The organism is Stenotrophomonas terrae (genome assembly GCF_039674165.1).
Taxonomy (GTDB): domain Bacteria; phylum Pseudomonadota; class Gammaproteobacteria; order Xanthomonadales; family Xanthomonadaceae; genus Stenotrophomonas; species Stenotrophomonas terrae_A.
On sequence record NZ_JBDJMY010000025.1, the window covers coordinates 39,020 to 59,094 of the forward strand.

General features: G+C 64.5%; 15 protein-coding genes. All 15 read left to right on the forward strand.

Annotated features, from left to right (window positions below; all coding sequences use genetic code 11):
• Window positions 1–26 precede the first annotated feature (26 nt).
• The 15 genes from ABE493_RS12185 to ABE493_RS12255 all read left to right on the forward strand — a co-directional run bounded on the left by ABE493_RS12185 (window position 27) and on the right by ABE493_RS12255 (window position 19,997).
• Window positions 27–959, forward strand: a complete 933-nt coding sequence (locus ABE493_RS12185) for a type II secretion system F family protein (protein ID WP_346499177.1) — start codon at window positions 27–29, stop codon at window positions 957–959.
• On the forward strand, window positions 959–1,786 hold the full coding sequence (locus ABE493_RS12190) for a tetratricopeptide repeat protein (protein ID WP_346499178.1): 828 nt from the start codon (window positions 959–961) through the stop codon (window positions 1,784–1,786). Before ABE493_RS12185 ends, ABE493_RS12190 begins: the two co-directional genes overlap by 1 nt.
• Complete coding sequence (locus tag ABE493_RS12195; protein ID WP_346499179.1) at window positions 1,783–2,169, forward strand: DUF3613 domain-containing protein; 387 nt, start codon at window positions 1,783–1,785, stop codon at window positions 2,167–2,169. Before ABE493_RS12190 ends, ABE493_RS12195 begins: the two co-directional genes overlap by 4 nt.
• An 8-nt stretch (window positions 2,170–2,177) precedes the next feature.
• Window positions 2,178–4,325: a TadG family pilus assembly protein gene (locus ABE493_RS12200; protein ID WP_346499180.1), complete on the forward strand. Its 2,148-nt coding sequence runs from the start codon at window positions 2,178–2,180 to the stop codon at window positions 4,323–4,325.
• 149 nt (window positions 4,326–4,474) lie between these two features.
• On the forward strand, window positions 4,475–5,191 hold the full coding sequence (locus ABE493_RS12205; protein WP_346499181.1) for a DUF2968 domain-containing protein: 717 nt from the start codon (window positions 4,475–4,477) through the stop codon (window positions 5,189–5,191).
• 599 nt (window positions 5,192–5,790) lie between these two features.
• Window positions 5,791–6,651, forward strand: a complete 861-nt coding sequence (gene trxA / locus ABE493_RS12210) for a thioredoxin (RefSeq protein ID WP_346499182.1) — start codon at window positions 5,791–5,793, stop codon at window positions 6,649–6,651.
• Between the two features lie 168 nt (window positions 6,652–6,819).
• On the forward strand, window positions 6,820–8,466 hold the full coding sequence (locus ABE493_RS12215; protein ID WP_346499183.1) for a FecR family protein: 1,647 nt from the start codon (window positions 6,820–6,822) through the stop codon (window positions 8,464–8,466).
• The gene (locus ABE493_RS12220; protein ID WP_346499184.1) at window positions 8,463–10,106 is read left to right on the forward strand and encodes a CHASE2 domain-containing protein; all 1,644 of its coding nucleotides are present in this window, start codon (window positions 8,463–8,465) and stop codon (window positions 10,104–10,106) included. Before ABE493_RS12215 ends, ABE493_RS12220 begins: the two co-directional genes overlap by 4 nt.
• 57 nt (window positions 10,107–10,163) lie before the next feature.
• Window positions 10,164–10,625, forward strand: a complete 462-nt coding sequence (locus ABE493_RS12225; protein ID WP_346499185.1) for a DUF4442 domain-containing protein — start codon at window positions 10,164–10,166, stop codon at window positions 10,623–10,625.
• 91 nt (window positions 10,626–10,716) lie between these two features.
• Window positions 10,717–11,394, forward strand: a complete 678-nt coding sequence (locus ABE493_RS12230; protein WP_346499186.1) for a DUF502 domain-containing protein — start codon at window positions 10,717–10,719, stop codon at window positions 11,392–11,394.
• Between the two features lie 145 nt (window positions 11,395–11,539).
• Entirely contained in the window at window positions 11,540–13,447 is a 1,908-nt protein-coding gene (locus tag ABE493_RS12235; RefSeq protein WP_346499187.1) for a DUF885 domain-containing protein, read from the forward strand.
• Window positions 13,448–13,467: 20 nt separating this feature from the next.
• On the forward strand, window positions 13,468–14,553 hold the full coding sequence (locus ABE493_RS12240; protein WP_346499188.1) for a serine hydrolase domain-containing protein: 1,086 nt from the start codon (window positions 13,468–13,470) through the stop codon (window positions 14,551–14,553).
• Window positions 14,550–14,948 carry an SMU1112c/YaeR family gloxylase I-like metalloprotein gene (gloA2, locus tag ABE493_RS12245; protein ID WP_346499189.1) on the forward strand — a complete coding sequence of 133 codons (399 nt, stop codon included), beginning with the start codon at window positions 14,550–14,552 and terminating at the stop codon, window positions 14,946–14,948. Before ABE493_RS12240 ends, gloA2 begins: the two co-directional genes overlap by 4 nt.
• Window positions 14,949–15,510: 562 nt before the next feature.
• Complete coding sequence (locus tag ABE493_RS12250; protein ID WP_346499190.1) at window positions 15,511–16,404, forward strand: ABC transporter ATP-binding protein; 894 nt, start codon at window positions 15,511–15,513, stop codon at window positions 16,402–16,404.
• A gap of 11 nt (window positions 16,405–16,415) precedes the next feature.
• Window positions 16,416–19,997 (forward strand): ABC transporter permease/M1 family aminopeptidase, encoded by a 3,582-nt coding sequence (locus ABE493_RS12255; RefSeq protein ID WP_346499191.1) that lies wholly within the window; start codon window positions 16,416–16,418, stop codon window positions 19,995–19,997.
• The last annotated feature ends 78 nt before the right edge of the window (window positions 19,998–20,075 follow it).

A 20,075-nucleotide genomic window follows, 5' to 3' on the forward strand; every position in this document is an offset into this window, starting at 1 on the left:
ACGGTCTCCCCCGCCTGGAGCGCAGCATGAACCTGCTGTACACCCTCGCCATGTTGCTGGTCGTGCTGGCCCTGGTGCTGGCCGCCGGCGGCCTGCTGTATCGCGGCCGGCGCAGTCAGCAAGCCGGCGCAGCGCTGCAGAACGCTCTGGAAAGCGCCCAGCATCTTGAACAGGACAACGCCCCCAAAGCGGTCTGGTGGCGCCGCCGGCTGGCCGACCTGGCCGCCATCGGCCAGCACTTCGATGGCAGCCGCGTGCAGAAAGCCCTGCTGGCCCCGGAGGACAGGCTGCTGCTGGAACAGGTGGGCTGGAGCCAGCAAAGTGGCACCGCCGCATTCCTGGCCATGCGCCTGTTGCTGGCCGTGCTGCTGCCGTTGCTGGCGGTGTTGCTGATGCGCCCGCACGGCAGCGACATCCTGATCATCGTGCTGGTCGGCTTCGCTCTGGGCATCCTGCTGCCCAAACTGCTGCTGCGCAGCTGGGCGGCACGCCTGCGCCGCAAGGTGGATGACGAGCTGCCGTTGCTGATCGACCTGCTGCGATTGCTGCAGGGTGTTGGTTTCAGCATCGACCAGAGCCTGCAGATGGTCGGCGAAAAACTGCATATCGCCATTCCGGTACTGGGCAAGGAACTGCAGCTGGCCAACGCCGGCTATACCCGCGGACGCAGCCGTGCACAGTCGCTGCGACGGCTGTCCGAGTCCTTCGGCAACGACGACCTGCGCAGCCTGATGCAGATGGTGCTGCAGGTGCACCAGCATGGCGGCGCGGTACAGGAGCCGCTCAAACAATTCGGCATGCGCCTGCGCGAACAGCGGCGCATGAAGATGAAAGAGAAGGTCGGCAAGCTCTCGGTGAAGATGACCGTGGTGATGATGATCACCTTGCTGCCGGCCTTGATGTTGGTACTGGCCGGGCCGGCGATCATTTCGCTGGCCGCCGCGATCAAGGGGATGTAATGAACACGAAGACCGCGCTGCTGAGCATGATGACGGTTGCGCTTCTGGCCGGCTGTGCCAGCAATCGCAACGCTTACCGGCAACCGCAGATTGAACCGTCGCTGGTGGAAGCCGCGCAGGATGATCGCGGCATGTACCTGGGCCTGCTCAAGCAGATGCAGGCGCAGGGTGCCCACTACGCCTCGCTGGCGCACATCGACGCATTCCGGCAGCGTTTCGGCGACAGCCCGGAGCTGCGCATCCTGCAGGCCAATGCCCTGCGCGAAACCGGCGACAGCAGCACTGCCAGCGCGATCTACCGGGGTCTGACCAAGGGCCCGCAGGCGGCACCGGCCTGGCATGGGCTGGGGCTGGTCGCAGCGGCCACCGGCGATCTGGATGGAGCGCGAGTGGCCTTGGACAATGCGGTACGCGCCGACCCGCTCAACGTCGCCTATCTGGGCGATCTGGGTTTTGCCCTGCTGCAGGCTGGGCAGATAGAACAGGCGCGTGCGCCGCTGGCCAAGGCCGCCGAACTGGGGCCGGACAATATCCGCGCCATTTCCAATCTGGCCTTGTGGGCGCTGCTGTCCGGGCAACCGGCAACCGCCGAAAGCATGATCCAGCGCGCCAATCTGCCAGCGCCGACCCGCGCGGAAATCTACCGGCTCTCGCAGACGCTGCGGCAAGCGGTGGCGGCGTCCAACGCTGCAGCCGCGCCATTGGCCAACAGCACCACGCTGGCCGCACAGCAACGCGCCGATGCCGCCCACGCCTCACGTCCTCCCGGTTCGATGCTGGACCGTTTCAGTCCTTCCACGTCCACCGCGCAGGAGGCAACACCATGATCCGATCCGCAGCCCTTGCCGCTGCCGTGCTGATTGCCGCGCTCAGCACGACACCCGCAGCAGCGCAGCACGCGCCGCTGATCGAACGCATGTCCGATGGCACCGCGCCCACTGCAAATACCAGCGACAACAACGCCAGCGCTGCGGCGGTCACGGCAGCAAGCACCGCCGTTGTCGACCTGCCCCGTTCGCAGATCGGCGACACCACCCGCGACCTGCTGCGCATGCAGGCCGATGGCAGCCGTGCAGGCACCGCCTTGCCGATGCTCGGCGAGGCCGCCAGCCGCAGTTACCAGCGCTACCTCAACAGTTTTGACCATCCCATTCCCGAGTATTTCGAAGCCGCGCTCCCCAATTCCAAGCAAGGCGGCGGCAGCCGCTGAGGCCTACCATGCACAGCCCGCGCCCGTCTTCGTCCCGCCTGTCACGCGCGCTCCGCGATCTCCCGCACAGCGCGCATCAACGTGGCGGCGCGGGGCTGCCAATGCTGCTGTTGCTGCTCGGGCTGGTAGTGATATTGGGCCTGATAGAAGTGGGCTATCTGTACTGGAGCAAGCGTGACGTACAGAAAACCGCCGACCTGGCCGCAATGGCCGGCGCACAACGGTTGGAGCAGTGCACCACCGATTACAAGGACAATCTGGCAGCACGCAGCAATGCCTTGGTCGACAATCAATTTGGCGGTCAATTGGCGATCAGCTGCGGCTACTGGGGCGCCGAGCTGGCGCCGGGCGCGCGCTTTGTCGGGGTTGCCAGCAGCCGTCCCTTGAACGCGGTGCAGGTCACTGCCTCGCGGCAATCGGTGCCGTTCCTGGGCCAGCTCACTTCCCTGCCCCGCATCAGCGCAACCGCTGTTGCCCGCCGCATGCCACCGCAGGCCGCCTTCAGCGTAGGTTCGCGTCTGCTCAACACCAACAGCAATGCGCCGCTGCAGGGGATTCTGCGCCTGGTCGGGGTCGATCTGACCCAGACCCAGATCGCCAGTTACCAGGGCCTGGCCAACGTCAAGATCACCCCGCGCGGCCTGCTGCAGGCCTTGGGCATCCCGGTCGCCACCGACATCAACGTCGGTGACTTCAACAATCTGCTGGCCGCCAAACAGGTGTCGGTTGGCAAGCTGCTGGAAGTGATGGCCTCGCTGGCCAGCCAGCAAGGCGTCGCCGGTGTTGATCTGCGCCTGCTGCAGCAGAAACTGCTCGGCGCCGGCATCAGCGATGTACTTGTGCAACTGGGTTCTAATGGAAGCAGCAGCGGCCTGTTCGCCAAGGTGGCAGGCGGCAGCGAAGCAGCCAGCGGCGCCCTGGATGTGGATCTGAATGCATTGGATCTGCTCGGCACCAGCATTTCCATCGCCAACTCCAAACATGCCGTTGAAGTCCCGCAACTGGATCTGCTCGGCCTGCTCAAGGCCAAGGCCAGCATTGTCGAACCGGCCTCGATCGCCATCGGCCCGGTGGGCAGCACCGCCTACAACAGCCAGGTACGGCTGTTCCTGGATATCGACTCGCAACGGATTCCCGCACTCGGCGCGGTGCTGAACTGGTTGGGCACGCGTATCAAACTGCCGACCTATATCGATGTGATCGATGGCTACGGGCAACTCACCGCGATCGACTGCAGCAGCCAGCCGGCTACTGCCACCGTCGACGTCACCAGCGCCATCGCCAACGTCTGCATCGGCAAGGCCACCACGCCATGGAATTCGACCCGCGAGCTGTGCCGCACCGGGCTCGCTGACGAATCACTGGTCAGCCTGCTCGGCCGCGACGTACTCACCAAGAAAATAATCCTCGAAGCGCTGTCACAACGCGACCAGCTGATCCTCAGCGAAGGACAGACCGGCACGGTCAAACCCAACGATCTGAAAGTCGGCAAGCTGGTATCAGACCTGGTCGATGTGCTGCTCGGTACGGTGCAGTCCCTGTTCACCCCGCAGGGCAACAGCGGCACCGCAGCCAAGGACCTGGCCGTGCAATACCTGGAAGCCACCCAGAAGAACGGCCTGTACCAGCCTGCCGCCGTGGTCCAGGCGCTGCAGAATGGCAATGCCGCCGCCAACCTGCCGCCGCTGGGCAGCTGGGTCACCGAAATACCCACCTGCGAAAGCTGGGTTCTGGGCTGCACGCCGAAAAAAGTGCAGGGCGAGGTCTGGCAGGGCTTTCTCTACGAAACCACGCTCAGCAAGCCCAACCTGATCGGCGGCCTGCTCGACGTGCTCGGGCTGACTTCCTGCCAGGGTTTGATTGCCGGGCTGGGCTTCAATGATTGCGTAAGCAATTCGCTGGCCAAATACCTGCAGACCAAACCCGGCGGGCTCAGCGGCAACGGCAGCTACAACCCGGTCACCGGCAGTGGCAGCTGCAGCAGCGTGCTGTGCCTGCTGCTCAAGCCGGTGGTGGACAACCTGCTGCGGCCCTTGCTTGATGGCGTCGGCAAGTTGTTGTCGAACCTGCTGTCCGACGTGCTGGGGCTGCAGCTGGGCCGCACCGACGTGCATATGCAGTCGATCCAATGCGGCCGCAGCCAACTGGTCGAATGAGCGCCCTCCCAAACAAGGGAAACGCCCACACCACCGGCCTTTTCGCCGCCAAATCGCGTGCTATGCTCGGGTCCGAAACCGGCGCATTCATTAAATGCGACGACCATCGCAGTTCGGGGGAATTACGAGGACTTATGAGAAGGATCGAGATGCTTCCGAGCCGGCTTGGCTGCGCGCTGTTGCTTGTTGTCGGCCTGCTCACGGCCCCCGCTGCAATGGCCGGGCGCTGGCAGCGCGGTGAGGCCGAGGTACCGGCCGCCCCCGCCAACAGCGAAGACAGCGCCGTGGGCAATACCGTGGCCGAACTGCAACGGCTGATGGGCAGCAACGCCCTCACCGAACTGCGCACCACCTACAACGGCAACTACGGCGCCAGCCTGCTGTTCCACGCCGATTCCCTGAATTACTACGTGGCCCTGTTCCATGAGAAGGAATTCTGGCGGGTGATCCGTACCGAGTCGGTGGACAACGCCGAGAGCCTCTACCTCACCTTCGCCGACCAGACCAAGCAGTTGGCCCAGGTCTACCTGGACACCGTGCGCCTGCAGGCCGGCAAGGCCTATAGCGAGAAGCTGGTCGCCATGAACGAACGCCGCCTGCGCGGGCTGCAGCAGGAAGTAGAGCAGCAGCGCCAGCAGTCGCTGCAGGTCAGCAATGCCCTGCAGGAGCGCAAGCAGCAGGCGGTAGCGCTGAGCACGGACCTGCGCGCCACCAACTCCCAGCTGGAAGCCTTGAACCAGCAGATCAAGGCCTTGCAGGCGCAGCAGATCAACCCCGAGCTGAGCCTGCCGGCCGCGCCCAGCGTGGCCCCGGCCGCCGTGACGGTGCCGCTGGCACCGGCACAGGAACCCGCCAGCCACCCCTGAGCCTGCCGCGACGGCTCAGCGCTGAAGCAACCAGAACGCCGCTTCTCTCCGCAGAAGCGGCGTTTTTCATGCGTAGGCGTAGTGCCGAGCCATGCTCGGCAGGGGCGTGCCCAGCAATCCGATCGCACGATGGGCAGAAGCTAGCCAGGCAACATCTAACGGCCTAAAAAACCACCCCTCCCCAACCCTCCCCTTGGCCTGCGGCCAAAGGGAGGGGGCAGAAGCGTAGTGCCGAGCCATGCTCGGCAGGGGCGTGCCCAGCAATCCGATCGCGCACACGATGGGCAGCTGCTAGCCAGGCAACATCTACCGGCCTAAAAACCACCCCTCCCCAACCCTCCCCTTGGCCTACGGCCAAAGGGAGGGAGCAGAAGCGTAGTGCCGAGCCATGCTCGGCAGGGGCGTTACCCGTAGCCCCGAAGCCCCGAAGCCCCCAAAGCCCCCGTAGCCCCCAACGCCAGGCCTCCATCATCAACAATCTCGCAAAGCCAGCCAGCACAGGCCTCCCGCGCCGAAAACGCCGCTCCAGTACCTCTGGCGGTTGAGAATCTGCCCCAACGTCGCCATAAAGGGGGTTCCTGTCAGCAACGTAGTCAGCCATGAGCGATCTTCCCCACGTTTTCGAGGCCACCACCGAAACCTTCGAAGCCGAGGTCCTGCAGAAATCCTCGCAGACCCCTGTTCTGGTGGATTTCTGGGCAACCTGGTGCGGGCCGTGCAAGAGCCTGGGGCCGCTCCTGGAAAAACTCGCCGGTGAATACAACGGCGCCTTCGAGCTGGCCAAGGTCGACGTGGACAAGGAGCAGCAGATTGCTGCCGCCTTCCAGATCCGCTCGGTGCCGACCGTCTTTCTGATCAAGGACGGGCAGATCGTTGATGGCTTCCCCGGCGCTATGCCGGAGGGCCAGCTGCGCGAATTTCTCACCCAACACGGCGTGGTGCCGGCCGAGGCCGCTGCTGTCGAGGAAGAAGTCCAGGCGCTGCCATTGGATCCGCAGGCCGAAGTAGCCGCACTGCGTGAGGCCATCAGCGCCGAACCCGACAAGGACGAACTCAAGCTCGACCTTGCCCTGGCCCTGCTCAAGATCGGTGCCACCGGTGAAGCCGGGCCGCTGCTGGACAACCTGCCCGCCAACCTCGCCACCGACGACCGCGCCATCCGCGCACGCGCGCGCCTGGACTTTGCCGCAGCCTTGCAGGACGCACCGGCGGCCGATGTGCTGGCCGCGCGCGTGCAGGCGGACGGCAATGATCTGGAAGCCCGTTACCTGCTGGGCATCCAGCATCTGCTGGCCGGCGAAGATGAAGCCGCGCTGGAGCAGTTCATTGAAATGCTGCGGATCGATCGCGGCTTCCGTGACAGCCTGCCGAAGAAAGCGCTGATCGATGCCTTCCGCGTGATCGAGGACGAAGACCTGGTAGGTCGCTACCGCCGCAAGATGTCCTCGCTGCTGTTCTGAGTTGTTTCCAGACAGCTCAATTTGTGTGTCAATCGCACGGAAATGGACGACTCATACAAGGATGATCCCGCCGTGGTGCCTGCCACGGCCAGGGGATAGGATGCGTATGAGATTGCAGCCTGCACGATGTGAGCGTAACGGACACGCGCTTTCGGAATCAAAGTCGCCGTGAGAAATACCAACGTTCGCCCCTCGTTGTTGCAACTGCTGCTGGCTGCCTTTCTGCTCTGCTGGGCGACGGTCGCCAGCGCGCAGGACTGGACTTACCGCGCCCGCCCCGGCGATACCCTGTGGGACCTGGGCGCGCGTTACCTGAAGGCCGATGTGCCGTGGCAACGGCTGCAGGCACACAATCAGATAGATGACCCGTATCGGCTTGCGCCCGGCCAGAACCTGCGCTTCCCGATCAGCTGGTTGCGCGTGCAGCCAGCGCCAGCAAGGGTGTTGGCAATGCGCGGCCACGCCGAGGCAAGCGACCCGGTCAATGGCACCCGCCCGCTGCAGGCCGGCATGCTGCTGACCATCGGCAGCCGTGTGCAGACCGGCGACGATGCCAGTGTCACGCTGGGGTTTGCCGATGACTCACGCCTGCAACTGCGCGAGAACTCCCAGCTGCAGCTGGATCAGCTCAGCAGCTATGGCGCCACCGGCATGGTCGACACCCGCATCCGCCTGCAACGCGGGCGCAGCAGCAGCCAGGTGACACCAGCGCGCGGGCCAGCATCGCGTTACATCATCACCGCCCCCACCGCGACCAGCAGCGTGCGCGGCACCTTGTTCCGGGTCAACGCCGGTGACGAGAACAGCCCGGCAAGCACCGAAGTCGTCGAGGGTCATGTGCAGGTCGGCAATCAAGGTGGCCAGCGGGTGATCGATGCTGGCCATGCCACCTTGGTGCGTGCGACTGGCACCGCCCCTACTCAACAACAAAAACTATCGGCGCCGCCCGCGTTGCTGGAGTCACAGCTGCGCCTGCAACCGCTGCCCTTGCTGGCCGCATGGCAGCCGGTAGATGGCGCTACACGTTACCGGGTGGAAATCGTGTTGGCAGCCGCACCCGACGTGCAGTTGTTTGCCCGCGAGGTCAGCGCGCCACAGATCCAGATCGACACCCTGCCGCCGGGCCAGCTGCGCCTGCTGGTACGCGCAGTCGACGCCGATGGCGTCGAAGGCCTGGATGCCGAACGTGATTTTTCCGTCCCAGAAGGCCTGCCTGCACCGCTGACGCTTGCGCCGACACACGGCCAGACCCTGCATCAGCTGCAGCCACGTTTTGAATGGGCCAAGGTTGCCGATGCCACCGGCACGGTCCTGCAGGTCGCCGACAACCCCGCGTTCGTGCAGCCGTTGATCGAACAGACCAGCCGCAGCCAGCAATTGCGCATCAGCCACCCGCTGGCGGCGGGTGGGTATTTCTGGCGCGTGGCTTCGCTTGATGCGCAGGGCGCGCCCGGCCGCTATGGCCAGGCCTTGCCACTGCAGCTCAGTGATGCACCGCTGGCGACGCCACTGCAGTCGGACACGGTGCACAAAGGCCAACTCACCTTGCGTTGGCCGGCCGACGGCGACGCCGGCCATTACCGGGTGCAGATTGCACGCGATGCGGATTTCTCGCGCCTGCTGCTGGATCGGCAGACCGATGCCCCCGAAGTCTCACTCAAGCGCCCATGGCGCGGCGGCAACCTGCACGTCCGCGTACAGAGCATCGCCGATGACGGCTATGCCGGCATGTTCTCGACGCCGCAACAGATCCAACTGTCGTGCCGGCTTTGTTATGGCCTCGGCGCTGGCGCCTTGTTGCTGCTCGCCCTGTGAGACCGCTGCGGCCACGCTGGCACTTCCGCCTGCTGTTCGTGCTCAGCTGCAGCCTGCTGGCGGCCTGGGCCAGCCATGGGCGCGTGTTCTGGCAGCAGGACGTCGCCAGCTACGACCTGCTGACCGGCGAGTGGGAGTACCCACCCGATCCGCGCCTTGCGATCATCGCCATTGACGATCGCAGCCTGCAGCAGCTGGGCCAATGGCCATGGCCGCGCAGCACCCATGCGCAACTGCTCGACCGCTTGCATCACGCCGGGGCAGAGCGCGTCGCGCTGGACCTGATGCTGCCGGAGGCCGACCGCAACGATGCCGGCCAGGACGCGGCATTGGCGGCGGCCATCAGCCGCAACGGACGCGTGGTGCTGCCGGTACTGGCCGCGCCGCCCAGCGACGAGGCCGTGCCGGAAGAACTGCTGCCGGTGCCTGCCATTACCAAGGCCTCGGCAAGTCTGGCGCATACCGATATCGAGATCGACGCCGACGGCGTGGCCCGTGGCATCTACCTGAAGGCCGGTATCGGCTCGCCGCATTGGCTGGCCCTGGGAGCGGCCCTGGCTGGCGTGCAGGAGCCGCTGCCCGGCCTGACCAACCCCGCCGCCAGCACCCGCTCCCCCTACCAGTGGCATCGCGACAACTACGTGCGGCTGCGCTACGCAGGGCCACCCGGCAGCTTTCCACAGCTGTCCTATGTGGATGTGCTGGAAGGCCGGGTACCGGCAAGTCTGCTGAAGGGGCGGCTGCTGATCGTCGGCATGACAGCCAATGGCATCGCCCCACGCCTGCTGACGCCCACCTCCCACGACAGCTGGATGAGCGGCAGCGAGTACCAGGCCAATGTCGCCTCGATGCTGCTGGCCGGCAATGCCATCACCACCCTGCCGGCCGCCGCACAGATCGCGATCAGCGCGTTGCTGGTGGCGTTTGCCGCATTCGCCATCACCTCCCGCTTCCGTTGGCGCTGGCTGCTGGGCGTGCTGGCCATACCGGTTCCGCTGCTGCTGAGCCTGGGCCTGCTGCACGGTGCCAACCTTTGGTTCGAACCGGTCTCGGCGACGATGGGCTTTGCCGCCATGATGGGGGTCTGGACGCTTTGGCAGATGCGTTATTGGCGCCGGCAAGCCAACCGCGACACGCTCACCGGGCTGGCCAACCGCATGCGCTTCGAGGAAACCCTGCGTCGGGAGAACGATGCGGCACGCCGCAGCGGACGCCCGCTCACCCTGCTGCTGATCGACGTGGATCACTTCAAGGCCTGCAATGACACCTATGGGCACCAGGTAGGCGACCGCCTGTTGCGTCACCTGGGCCGCACCATCGAGGAAGTAGCGCGGCGCCCGCGTGATCTGGCCGCGCGCTTTGGTGGCGATGAGTTCGCGCTGATCCTGCCCGACACGCCGCCGGCCGGGGCCGAGCAACTGGTGCAATCCCTGATCAGCCAGATCCGGCAGCTCAGCATTCCGGTGGACAAGGCCCATCACAGCAAGATCAAAACCTCCGTCACCATCGGCCTGTGCACGGTGTTGCCGGGCCTGGATGACGGCCCGGCGCGGTTGTTCGAAGCGGCCGATAGCGCCCTCTACCAGGCCAAACAAGCCGGCCGTGACGGCTACCGGATCGCCCCGCCCTGGCCCAACTAGCCTTTCCATACGCCTGCGGATGTTAGACTCCAACTCCCCCGTGCATCCGCCTTCACGATGAAAGCCAGCCTGTTCCGCCGCGGCATCAACCTGTGGCCGCCATTCCTGTTTGCCGGCATCCATGTCACCGACATCAGCGCCGACTACCGCTACGTGCGGGTCGAGCTGCGCCAGCGGCCGTGGAACGTCAACTACGTGCGCACCCACTTTGGCGGCAGCCTGTTTGCGATGACCGATCCGTTCTGGATGCTGTGCCTGCTGCAGAACATGGGCAGCCGCTACTTCGTCTGGGACAAGGCCGGCGCCATCGAGTTCCTCAAGCCCGGCCGTGGCGTGGTGTGGACCGAGTTCCGGCTGGACGAGGCCACCCTGGATGAAGTGCGGGCGGCCACTGCCGGCGGCGGCAAATACCTGCACTGGTTCGAGAACGAAGTGCTCGACGCCAAGGGTGAGGTGGTGGCGCGGGTGCGCAAGCAGGTCTACGTGCGGCTCAAGCCGGATGCCCGCAAGGCCGACTGAGTCACTGCGGCAACACAGATTTCTCTGAACGCAGCTGTTCCGGGCGTTGGCCGCACGTATGCGGCTGACAGCCGACCGCTACAATTGCGCGATGTCACCCGAAGCCGTCTCCCCCGCCCCCCGTCCCTCCCTGAAACGTCTTTTCCTTACCGGCCTGCTGACCCTGCTGCCGATCTGGTTGACCTGGGTGGTCGTCAAGTTCGTGTTCGTCCTGCTCTCGGGCATCAGCAGCCCGCTGGTGGTTCCGCTGTCCGAGCGGATTGCCGCCTCGTTTCCGGATTACCTGGGCTGGGTCGAGGCCGTATGGATGCAGGACACCATTGCCCTGCTTGCCACCTTGCTGGTGATCCTGCTGGTCGGCATCCTCAGCCGCAAGGTCATCGGCCAACAGCTGCTGCGCTGGTTCGGCGCGGTCATCCGCCGCATCCCGCTGGCCAGCATCATCTACGACAGCGCCAAGAAGCTGCTGGACATCCTGCAGACCAAGCCCGGCAGCACCCAGCGCGTGGTACTGATCGACTTCCCGCACCGTGACATGAAGTCCATCGGCCTTGTCACCCGGGTCATCACCGAGCAGGGCACCGGCCGCGAGCTGGCCGCCGTGTATGTGCCCACCACTCCCAATCCGACCTCGGGTTACCTGGAAATCGTGCCAGTGGAACTGCTCACGCCCACCGATTGGACCGTGGACCAGGCGATGAGCTTCATCATTTCCGGCGGTGCGGTAGCCCCGGACAGCGTGCCGTTCACCCGCGCCGGCGACCGCTGAGCCCTGCTCATGCCCTGCAGGCATTGCCGCAGGGCATGGGACACAACCCAAGCTGTATAAGCTGCGCGTGTTCATCCACGCCACGGCTGGTCGTCACCGCCGATATCGGGCAAGCTCCCGGGTCGATGTATTTGCGGAACACCTGATGTCTTCCAGCCCGTTGCGCCTGCTTGCGCTCGCCATTGCCTCGATCATGATGCTGCCCGTTGCAGCGCCTGCCGAGGCCGCCAAGAAGAAAACCCAGCGCCAAGCCGCGCCGCAGAGCCGCGCAGCCGGCGCCCGCAGCACGCCGCGTGCGGCGCCACGCGCAGCCCCTCGCAGGCCCGCAGCGGTGCCGCTGCCGATCAAGCAGGACAACGCCGCCAAGCTCAACCGCATCTATGACGAGTATTGGGATGCCTCGATGCGGCTGAACCCGCTGCAGGCCACCTTCCAGGGCGACCCGCGCTACAACGACCAGCTGCCCAACTTCCTGTCCGCGGCCTCGCGCCAGCAATCACACGATTTCATGGTCGAATGGCTGGGCAAGGTCGAAGCCGTCGGCGCCACCGGCCTGCAGGGCCAGGACCTGCTCAGCTACGAGATCTTCGTGCGCGATGCGCATGTCTCGCTGGCCGGCGAGCAGTACCCGACCTGGATGCTGCCGATCAACCAGTACTACAACCTGTCCAGCATCATCGCCGTGCTCGGCTCCGGCGCCGGTGCGCAGCCCTTCCGTACGGTCAAGGACTATGAAAACTGGTCCAGGCGCTCGCTCGGCATCCCGCCGTTGTTCGATCAGGCCATCGCCAACATGCGCGAAGGCAAGGCCGCCGGCGTGGTGCAGCCGCGCGCACTGATGGAAAAAGTACTGCCGCAGCTTGATGCAGTGATCAAACCCAGCGCCGAGGAAAGCCTGTTCTGGGGCCCCATCCGCAACATGCCGGCGGATTTTTCCGCCGAGGACAAGGCCAGGCTCACTGCCGAGTACAAGCGCATGATCGAGAACCGGATCATGCCGGCCTACCGCTCGCTGCGCGGTTTCATCGCCACCGAATACATGGCCGCCGCACGCAGCACCGACGGCATGGCCGCGCTGCCCAATGGCCGCGCCTGGTATGCGCACAACGTTGCCAGCACCACCTCACCGGCACGCTCGCCGGCAGAAATCCACGCCTTGGGCGAGCAGGAGGTGAAAGACCTGCAGGCCCGCATCGATACGGTGATGAAGCAGGCCAGGATCCGTGGTTCGCAGCAGAAAGCCTTCAACGCGATGCGCAATGACCGCCAGTTCGTGTTCCGCGACGCCAATGCCCTGCTGGCCAGTTACGCCGATGCAGGCCGCCGGGTGAACGCTGCGGTACCGGCATTGTTCAACGAGCGGCCCAAGGCCCGCCTGGAAATCAAGGCCGTCGAGGCCGAGCGCGCCGCCACCTCCAGCGCCGCCAGCTACCAGCCCGGCAGCGCCGATGGCCAGCAACCGGGCGTTCTCTACGTCAATACCAGTGACCTGCCCTCGCGCAAGCGCTGGGCGGTGACCATGCAATACCTGCATGAGGCCATTCCCGGCCATCATTACCAGCTTGGCGCGCAGCAGGAGCTGACCGCGCTGCCGCGCTTCCGTCGCCTCGGCGGTGATGTCGCCTATGTCGAAGGCTGGGGCCTGTACGCCGAATCACTGGGCCAGGAACTGGGCCTGTACAGCGACCCGTACGATCAGCTCGGTTACCTGCAGACCACCTTGCTGCGCACCGTGCGGCTGGTGGCCGACACCGGCCTCAACGGCGCTGGCTGGAGCCGCCAGCAGGCCACCGATTACATGGTCAAGAACGCCGACATCCCGGCTGCCGATGCCGCCTCGGAAGTCGAGCGCTTCATGGCCTTGCCGGGCCAGGCGTTGGCGTACCGTGTCGGTGAGATCAAGATCCGGCTGCTGCGCGAAAAGGCCAAGGCCGAACTCGGCGAACGCTTCGATCCGCGCGAATTCCATCATGAGATCCTCAAGGATGGCTCCATGCCGCTGGACATCCTGGAAGCCAAGATCGACCGTTGGATCGCCAGCAAGAAAGCCTGATCACCAACCTTGGAGCCACCATGCCTCGCTGGAAACCCCGACTCGCCCTGCTATGCCTGTTCGCGTGCTCCAGTCTGGTGTGTTCCAGCTTGGCCGCCGCGGCGCCACTGGCCCCGCCCGATCCCGGCATCGACGCATTGATGCAGCGTTATGACGGCCAGGTCCCCGGCGCCTCGGTGCTGGTATTGAAGGACGGCCAGCCCGCATTCCGCCGCAGCTATGGGCTGGCGGTGCTGGAAGACGGCACCGCGGTCACCCCGGCCAGCAATTTCCGCCTGGCGTCGGTGAGCAAGCAGTTCACCGCCGCCGCCATCCTGCTGCTCGCCGAGGACGGCAAGCTGGGTATCGACGACCCGCTGAAGAAATGGCTGCCCAGCCTGCCAGCCGTGGCCGACACGATGACCCTGCGCCAGCTGCTCAGCCATACCAGTGGCCTGATCGATTACGAAGATCTGATGGACCCGGCCGACAGCCGCCAGGTGCATGACATCGACGTGCTGCATCTGCTGGAGAAGCAGGACCGCAGCTACTTCGCGCCGGGCAGCGATTACCGTTACAGCAATGGTGGTTATGCCTTGCTCGCACTGATCGTCGGCAAGGCGTCGGGCACCGACTTTGCCAGCTTCCTGCGGCAGCGCATCTTCCTGCCGCTGGGCATGAGCAATAGCTACGCCCACCAGGATGGCGTGGATGAAGTACCCAACCGCGCGTATGGCTACAGCCAGATCGATGGCCGTTGGCAGCGCACCGATCAAAGCACCACCAGCGCGGTACTCGGCGATGGCGGCATCTATTCCTCGATTGATGACCTGGCCAAGTGGGATGCGGCGCTGTATGACGAGCGCCTGTTGAAGGCCAGCTCGCTGCAGCTTGCCTTCAACCCGGCAACCCCGACCAAGGAGCCCGACGTACCGTTCTATGGCTTTGGTTGGCGCATCAACGGCGATGCGCTGTGGCACAGCGGCGAGAGCATCGGCTTCCGCAATGTGATCGTGCGTTACCCCAAACAGAAGCTGACGGTCATCGTGCTGAGCAACCGCAACGAACCCGAGCCGTACGCGCTGGCCATCGATATCGCCCGACGCTGGCGGGATGCCGCGCGATGAACCTGCTGGGTGGCATCCACCATGTGGCGGTGATCGCATCGGACTATGCGCGGTCACGCGATTTCTATGTACGCATTCTTGGGCTTGAGGTGATTGCAGAGAACCACCGCAGCGCGCGTGATTCATGGAAGCTGGACCTGCGCTTGGCCGATGGCAGCCAGCTGGAATTGTTTTCCTTTCCCAACCCGCCGCCACGCCCCAGCCGGCCGGAAGCCCGTGGCCTGCGCCATCTGGCCTTCCGGGTGGCGCAGCTGGACGATGTGGTCGCGCACCTGCAGCGCGAAGGCGTGGTCTGCGAGCCGATCCGCGTGGACGAATTCACCGGCCGCCGCTTCACCTTCTTCGCCGACCCCGACGACCTGCCGCTGGAGCTCTACGAAGCGCCCGCACCGTAACGTAGTGCCGAGCCATGCTCGGCAGAAGCGTTCCTGGCAATACCTCAGCGCCAAGAGCTGCTGCAGCGGCGTAAGCCACGAAGCCACACATTCAACAGCGCAAAGCCAACCCCTCCCCAACCCTCCCCTTTGCTGCGCAAAAAGGAGGGGGCAAAGGCCATTGCCTTGCCTTTGTGGGAGCGACGTAAGCCGCGAAGCCACACATCCAACAGCGCAAAGCCAACCCCTCCCCAGCCCTCCCCTTTGCTGCGCAAAAGGGAGGGGGCAAAGGCCATTGCCTTGCCCTTGTGGGAGCGGCGTAAGCCGCGAAGCTGACGAACCTGTCGATGTTGGCGATGTTGGCGATGTTGGCGATGTTGGCGAAAAGGGTTTCGCGCAATCTGCTGGTGCGGGAGCTTCGCGGCTTACGCCGCTCCTACAACTTAGCCCGTCTCCCCAACTGAGCCCGCCGGTCACATTCCGGCCCTGCCGCAGTCCCTGGACCTAGTGACTTCCGGCGCATTGCCGAAAGCACGGCCGAAGCACACTGTTGCGGTCATTATCCAAGGAGAGGCCCTGTCACATGCTGCAGATCCGTGGTTTGTCGAAAACCTACGCCAATGGCGTACATGCACTGAAAAACGTCGATCTCGACATTCCCCGCGGCATGTTCGGCCTGCTTGGCCCCAATGGCGCCGGCAAGTCCTCCCTGATGCGTACCCTGGCCACCCTGCAGGAAGCCGATGCGGGCAGCGCCACCCTGACCACCGCCGATGGCGCCACTATCGACATCCTGCGCGACAAGGACGCGCTGCGGCGCAAACTCGGCTACCTGCCGCAGGATTTCGGCGTCTATCCGAAGGTCAGCGCGCTCGACCTGCTCGATCATTTCGCCGTGCTCAAGGGCCTGACCGCGCGCAAGCAGCGCAAGGAAGTGGTCGAGGCCCTGCTGCAACAGGTCAATCTGTGGGATGCACGCAAGCGCAAGCTGGGCACCTATTCCGGCGGTATGCGCCAGCGCTTCGGCATTGCCCAAGCATTGCTGGGCAATCCGCAACTGGTCATCGTCGATGAGCCCACCGCCGGCCTGGACCCGGAGGAACGCAACCGCTTCCTCAATTTGCTGGCCGAAATCGGCGAGAACGTGGCGGTGATCCTGTCCACCCACATCGTCGAGGACGTGACCGACCTGTGCCCGACCATGGCCATCATGAACAAGGGTGAGGTGCTGCTGACCGGGCGCCCGGCTGACGCCATCAATGCCTTGCAGGCACAGGTATGGCGCAAGCAGGTGGCCAAGGCAGCCTTGCCGGGCTACGAAAGCCGCTTCACCGTGCTGTCGACCCGTCTGGTTGGCGGCAATCCGGTAATCCATGTATTTGCCGACAGCTGCCCGGAAGCCGGCTTCGAGCCGGTGGCACCTGGTCTTGAGGACGTCTACTTCCAGCGCCTGCGCCTGCAGGCGCAGGCCGCCTGACGGAGACGACCATGACCCTCGCCTTCCTGCGCTTCGAGCTGCGTGAGCAGCTGCGTTCTCCCCTGCTGTGGCTGCTTGCGGCTCTGTTCGCACTGTTGGCCTTTGGCGCCGCGTCCAGTGATGCGGTGCAGATCGGTGGCGGCATCGGCAATGTGCATCGCAATGCACCGTCGGTGATCACCACCCTCATGACCTCCTTCACCCTGATCGGTCTGCTGGTGGTCACCCTGTTCGTCAGCAATGCATTGCTGCGCGACTTCGAGCTGGGCACCGCCGAGCTGGTGTTCTCCAGCCCGATCAAACGCCGTGACTACCTGCTGGGCCGGCTCGGCGCTGCCTTGCTGGCCAGCCTGCTGATGTACGCGATCATCGCAGCGGGCTTGTTCATCGCCCAGTTCATGCCGTGGATCGATGCCGCCCGGCTCGGCCCGGTATCGCTGCGGCCCTACCTGTGGGCGTTCGCGTTCATGGTGGTGCCGAACGTGCTGTTCACCACCGCCTTGCTGTCGCTGCTGGCGGTGACCACCCGCAACATCCTGTGGGTGTACATCGGCGTCATCGTGTTCTTTGTGCTGTATGGCGTCAGCCGCGTCCTGTTGGCCGATATCGACAATATGCGGATCGCCTCGCTGCTCGATCCGCTCGGCATGCGTGCGATGAGCCAAGCCATGCGCTATTGGTCGGCCGAAGAACGCAACACCGGCCTGCCCGCCTTCAGCGGCTATCTGCTGGAAAACCGCGTGCTGTGGCTGGCGGTGACTGGCGCGCTGTTCGCCGCGACCTTTGCCTTGTTCCGCACCGAGCGCAGTGGCACCGGCCGCAGACGTGGCAAGAAGATCACCAGCACTGCCACCACCGACGGCAAGCGCAGCACCGTGGTTGCACCCAAAGTCACGCCCAGCTTCAACGCCGCCACCGGTTGGCGGCAGCTGCTGCGTCAGGTCGGATTCGATGCCGTAGGCGTGTTCCGCAGCGCACCGTTCCTGGTGTTGCTGGTGCTGGGCATGGCCAATTTCATCCCAACTGCCCTGCACCGCCGCACCATGTACGGCACGCCCAGCTGGCCTGTGACCTCGCAGATGCTGGAAGCCCTGCAGGGCAGCTTCAGCTTCCTACTGATCATCATCGTGCTGTTCTACGCCGGCGAACTGGTCTGGCGTGAGCGCAGCGCGCGCATCGCCGGCATCAGCGATGCCATGCCAGTGCCGAACTGGGTGCCGTTGCTGGGCAAGTTCCTCACCCTGGTGGCCGTCGTATTTGCCTTCCAGGCCGTGGGTGGATTGACCGCTATCGCCATCCAGCTGAGCAAGGGTTACACCCAGATCGAGCCACTGCTGTACCTGAAGACGCTGGCACTGGATTCGGTGGTCTACATCCTGATGGGCGGCATGGCCCTGGTGCTGCAGGTGCTGAGCAACAACAAGTTCATGGGTTATGCCCTGTTGATCCTGTTGCTCATCGGGCAATCGGTGCTGGGCATGCTGGACTACACCCAGAACCTGTACAACTTCGGCAGCTGGCCGATCGCCCCGTACTCGGATATGAACGGCTACGGCCATTTCCTGACCGGGCAGTTGGCCTTCCAGGGCTACTGGGCGCTGTTCCTGCTGGCCTTGTTGTTGCTGTGCGCGGCTTTGTGGGTACGCGGTGTGGATTCGGGATGGCGGCAGCGCCTGCGCCTGGCCAAACAGCGCCTGCGCGGTCCGCTGGGTGCAGGCCTGGCAGCCGCCACGCTCGCCTTCATCGCCTGCGGCGGTTGGTTGTACTGGAGTACCAACATCCGCAACGAGTTTGTCTCGCCGGACCAGATGCTGGACCGCCAGGCCCGCTATGAGCGTGAGTACCGCAAGTACAAGGACCTGCCGCAGCCTCGTATTGTCGCCATCGACAACATGGTCGACCTGCATCCGGAGACGCAGTCGGTACGCATTGATGGCGTCTACCGCGTGCGCAATACGCATGCGGCCGCCATCCCCGACATCCACGTCGCGATGGGCGATGACAGCACGCTTGCCAGCATCGAGCTGGGCGGCGCAAAGCTGACCACCCACGACGAGGAGCTGGGCTACCGCATCTACCATCTGGATACGCCGATGGCGCCGGGCGAGGAACGTGATATCCGCTTCACCGTGGACATCCATCCCAACGGCATCACCGCCGACCAGGCGCAGACCCAGATCGTCGACAACGGCAGCTTCTTCAACAGCCGCGTGCTCCCGGCCTTCGGCTACGACACCGGTGCCGAGATAAGCGACCGCAACGAACGCCGCAAGCGCGACCTGGGCAAACCGACGCGCATGCCGAAGCTGGAGGATGAAGCCGCACGTGCCAATACCTACATCTCCAACGATTCGGATTGGCTGGATTTCCGCAGCACCATCTGCACCGCGCCGGACCAGATCGCCTTGGCACCGGGCTACCTGCAGAAGGAGTTCGAACGCGATGGCCGCCGCTGCTTCAGCTACGCCATGGACCGGCCGATGCTGAACTTCTACGCCTACCTGTCGGCACGCTGGCAGGTGAAGGAGGCCACGTACAAGGACATCCCGATCGAGATCTATTACGACGCCAAGCATCGTTACAACGTGGACCGGATGATTGAGGCCGTACAGAAGTCACTCACATATTACGAGGCCAACTTCAGCCCCTATCAACACAAGCAGTTCCGCGTGATTGAGTTCCCCAGTTATGCCGGAAGCTTCGCTCAGGCATTTGCCAACACCATTCCCTACTCCGAATCGATCGGCTTCATTGCCGACCTGCGTGACAAGGACGATGTTGACTATGTGTTCTATGTCACCGCGCATGAAGCCGCTCATCAGTGGTGGGCACACCAGGTAATCAGTGCAAACGTCCAAGGGGCGACGATGCTTACCGAATCGCTGTCGCAATACTCGGCGTTGATGGTCATGGAGAAGGAATATGGCCGCGGTCAAATGCGTCAATTCCTGAAGACCGAGCTGGATCGCTACTTGGCCGAACGCGGTGGCGAAGACGTCGAGGAGCAGCCGCTCTATCGCAACGAGAACCAGCAGTACATCCACTATCGAAAGGCTTCGCTGGTGTTCTACCGCCTACGCGAGGAAATGGGCGAGGAAGCCCTGAACCGCGCACTGGCCCGCTTCATCCAGGCCAAGGCCTTCCAGCAGCCGCCCTACACCACCTCGGCCGAGCTGCTGCAGTTCATCCGTGCAGAAGCCAAACCCGAGCAGCAGGCCTTGATCACCGACCTGTTCGAGAAGATCAGCTTCTACGACAACCGCGTGGTCGAGGCCAACGCGAAGAAGCGCGCCGATGGCCGCTACGACGTGACCCTGCAGCTGCATGCGGACAAGCGTTACGCCGACGGCGTGGGTAAGGAAACGCCGGGCACGCTGGATGACTGGATTGAAGTAGGCGTGTTCGCCAAGGGCCCCTCCGGCAAGGAGCGCGATGAAAAGGTGCTGTACCTGCAGCGCCACCACATCACTGCAGCCAACCCCAGCATCACCGTCACCGTCGACCAGAAGCCCGACGAAGCCGGTTTCGACCCGTACAACAAGCTGATCGACCGTGTCTCGGCCGACAACCGCAAGCGGGTGACGCTGCAGTAAGCGAAGCAGGCCGCGCGTGGTACGCGCCCCGCTTTCGCTCAAAGCCCCTCTCCCGCCTGCGGGAGAGGGGTTGGGGTG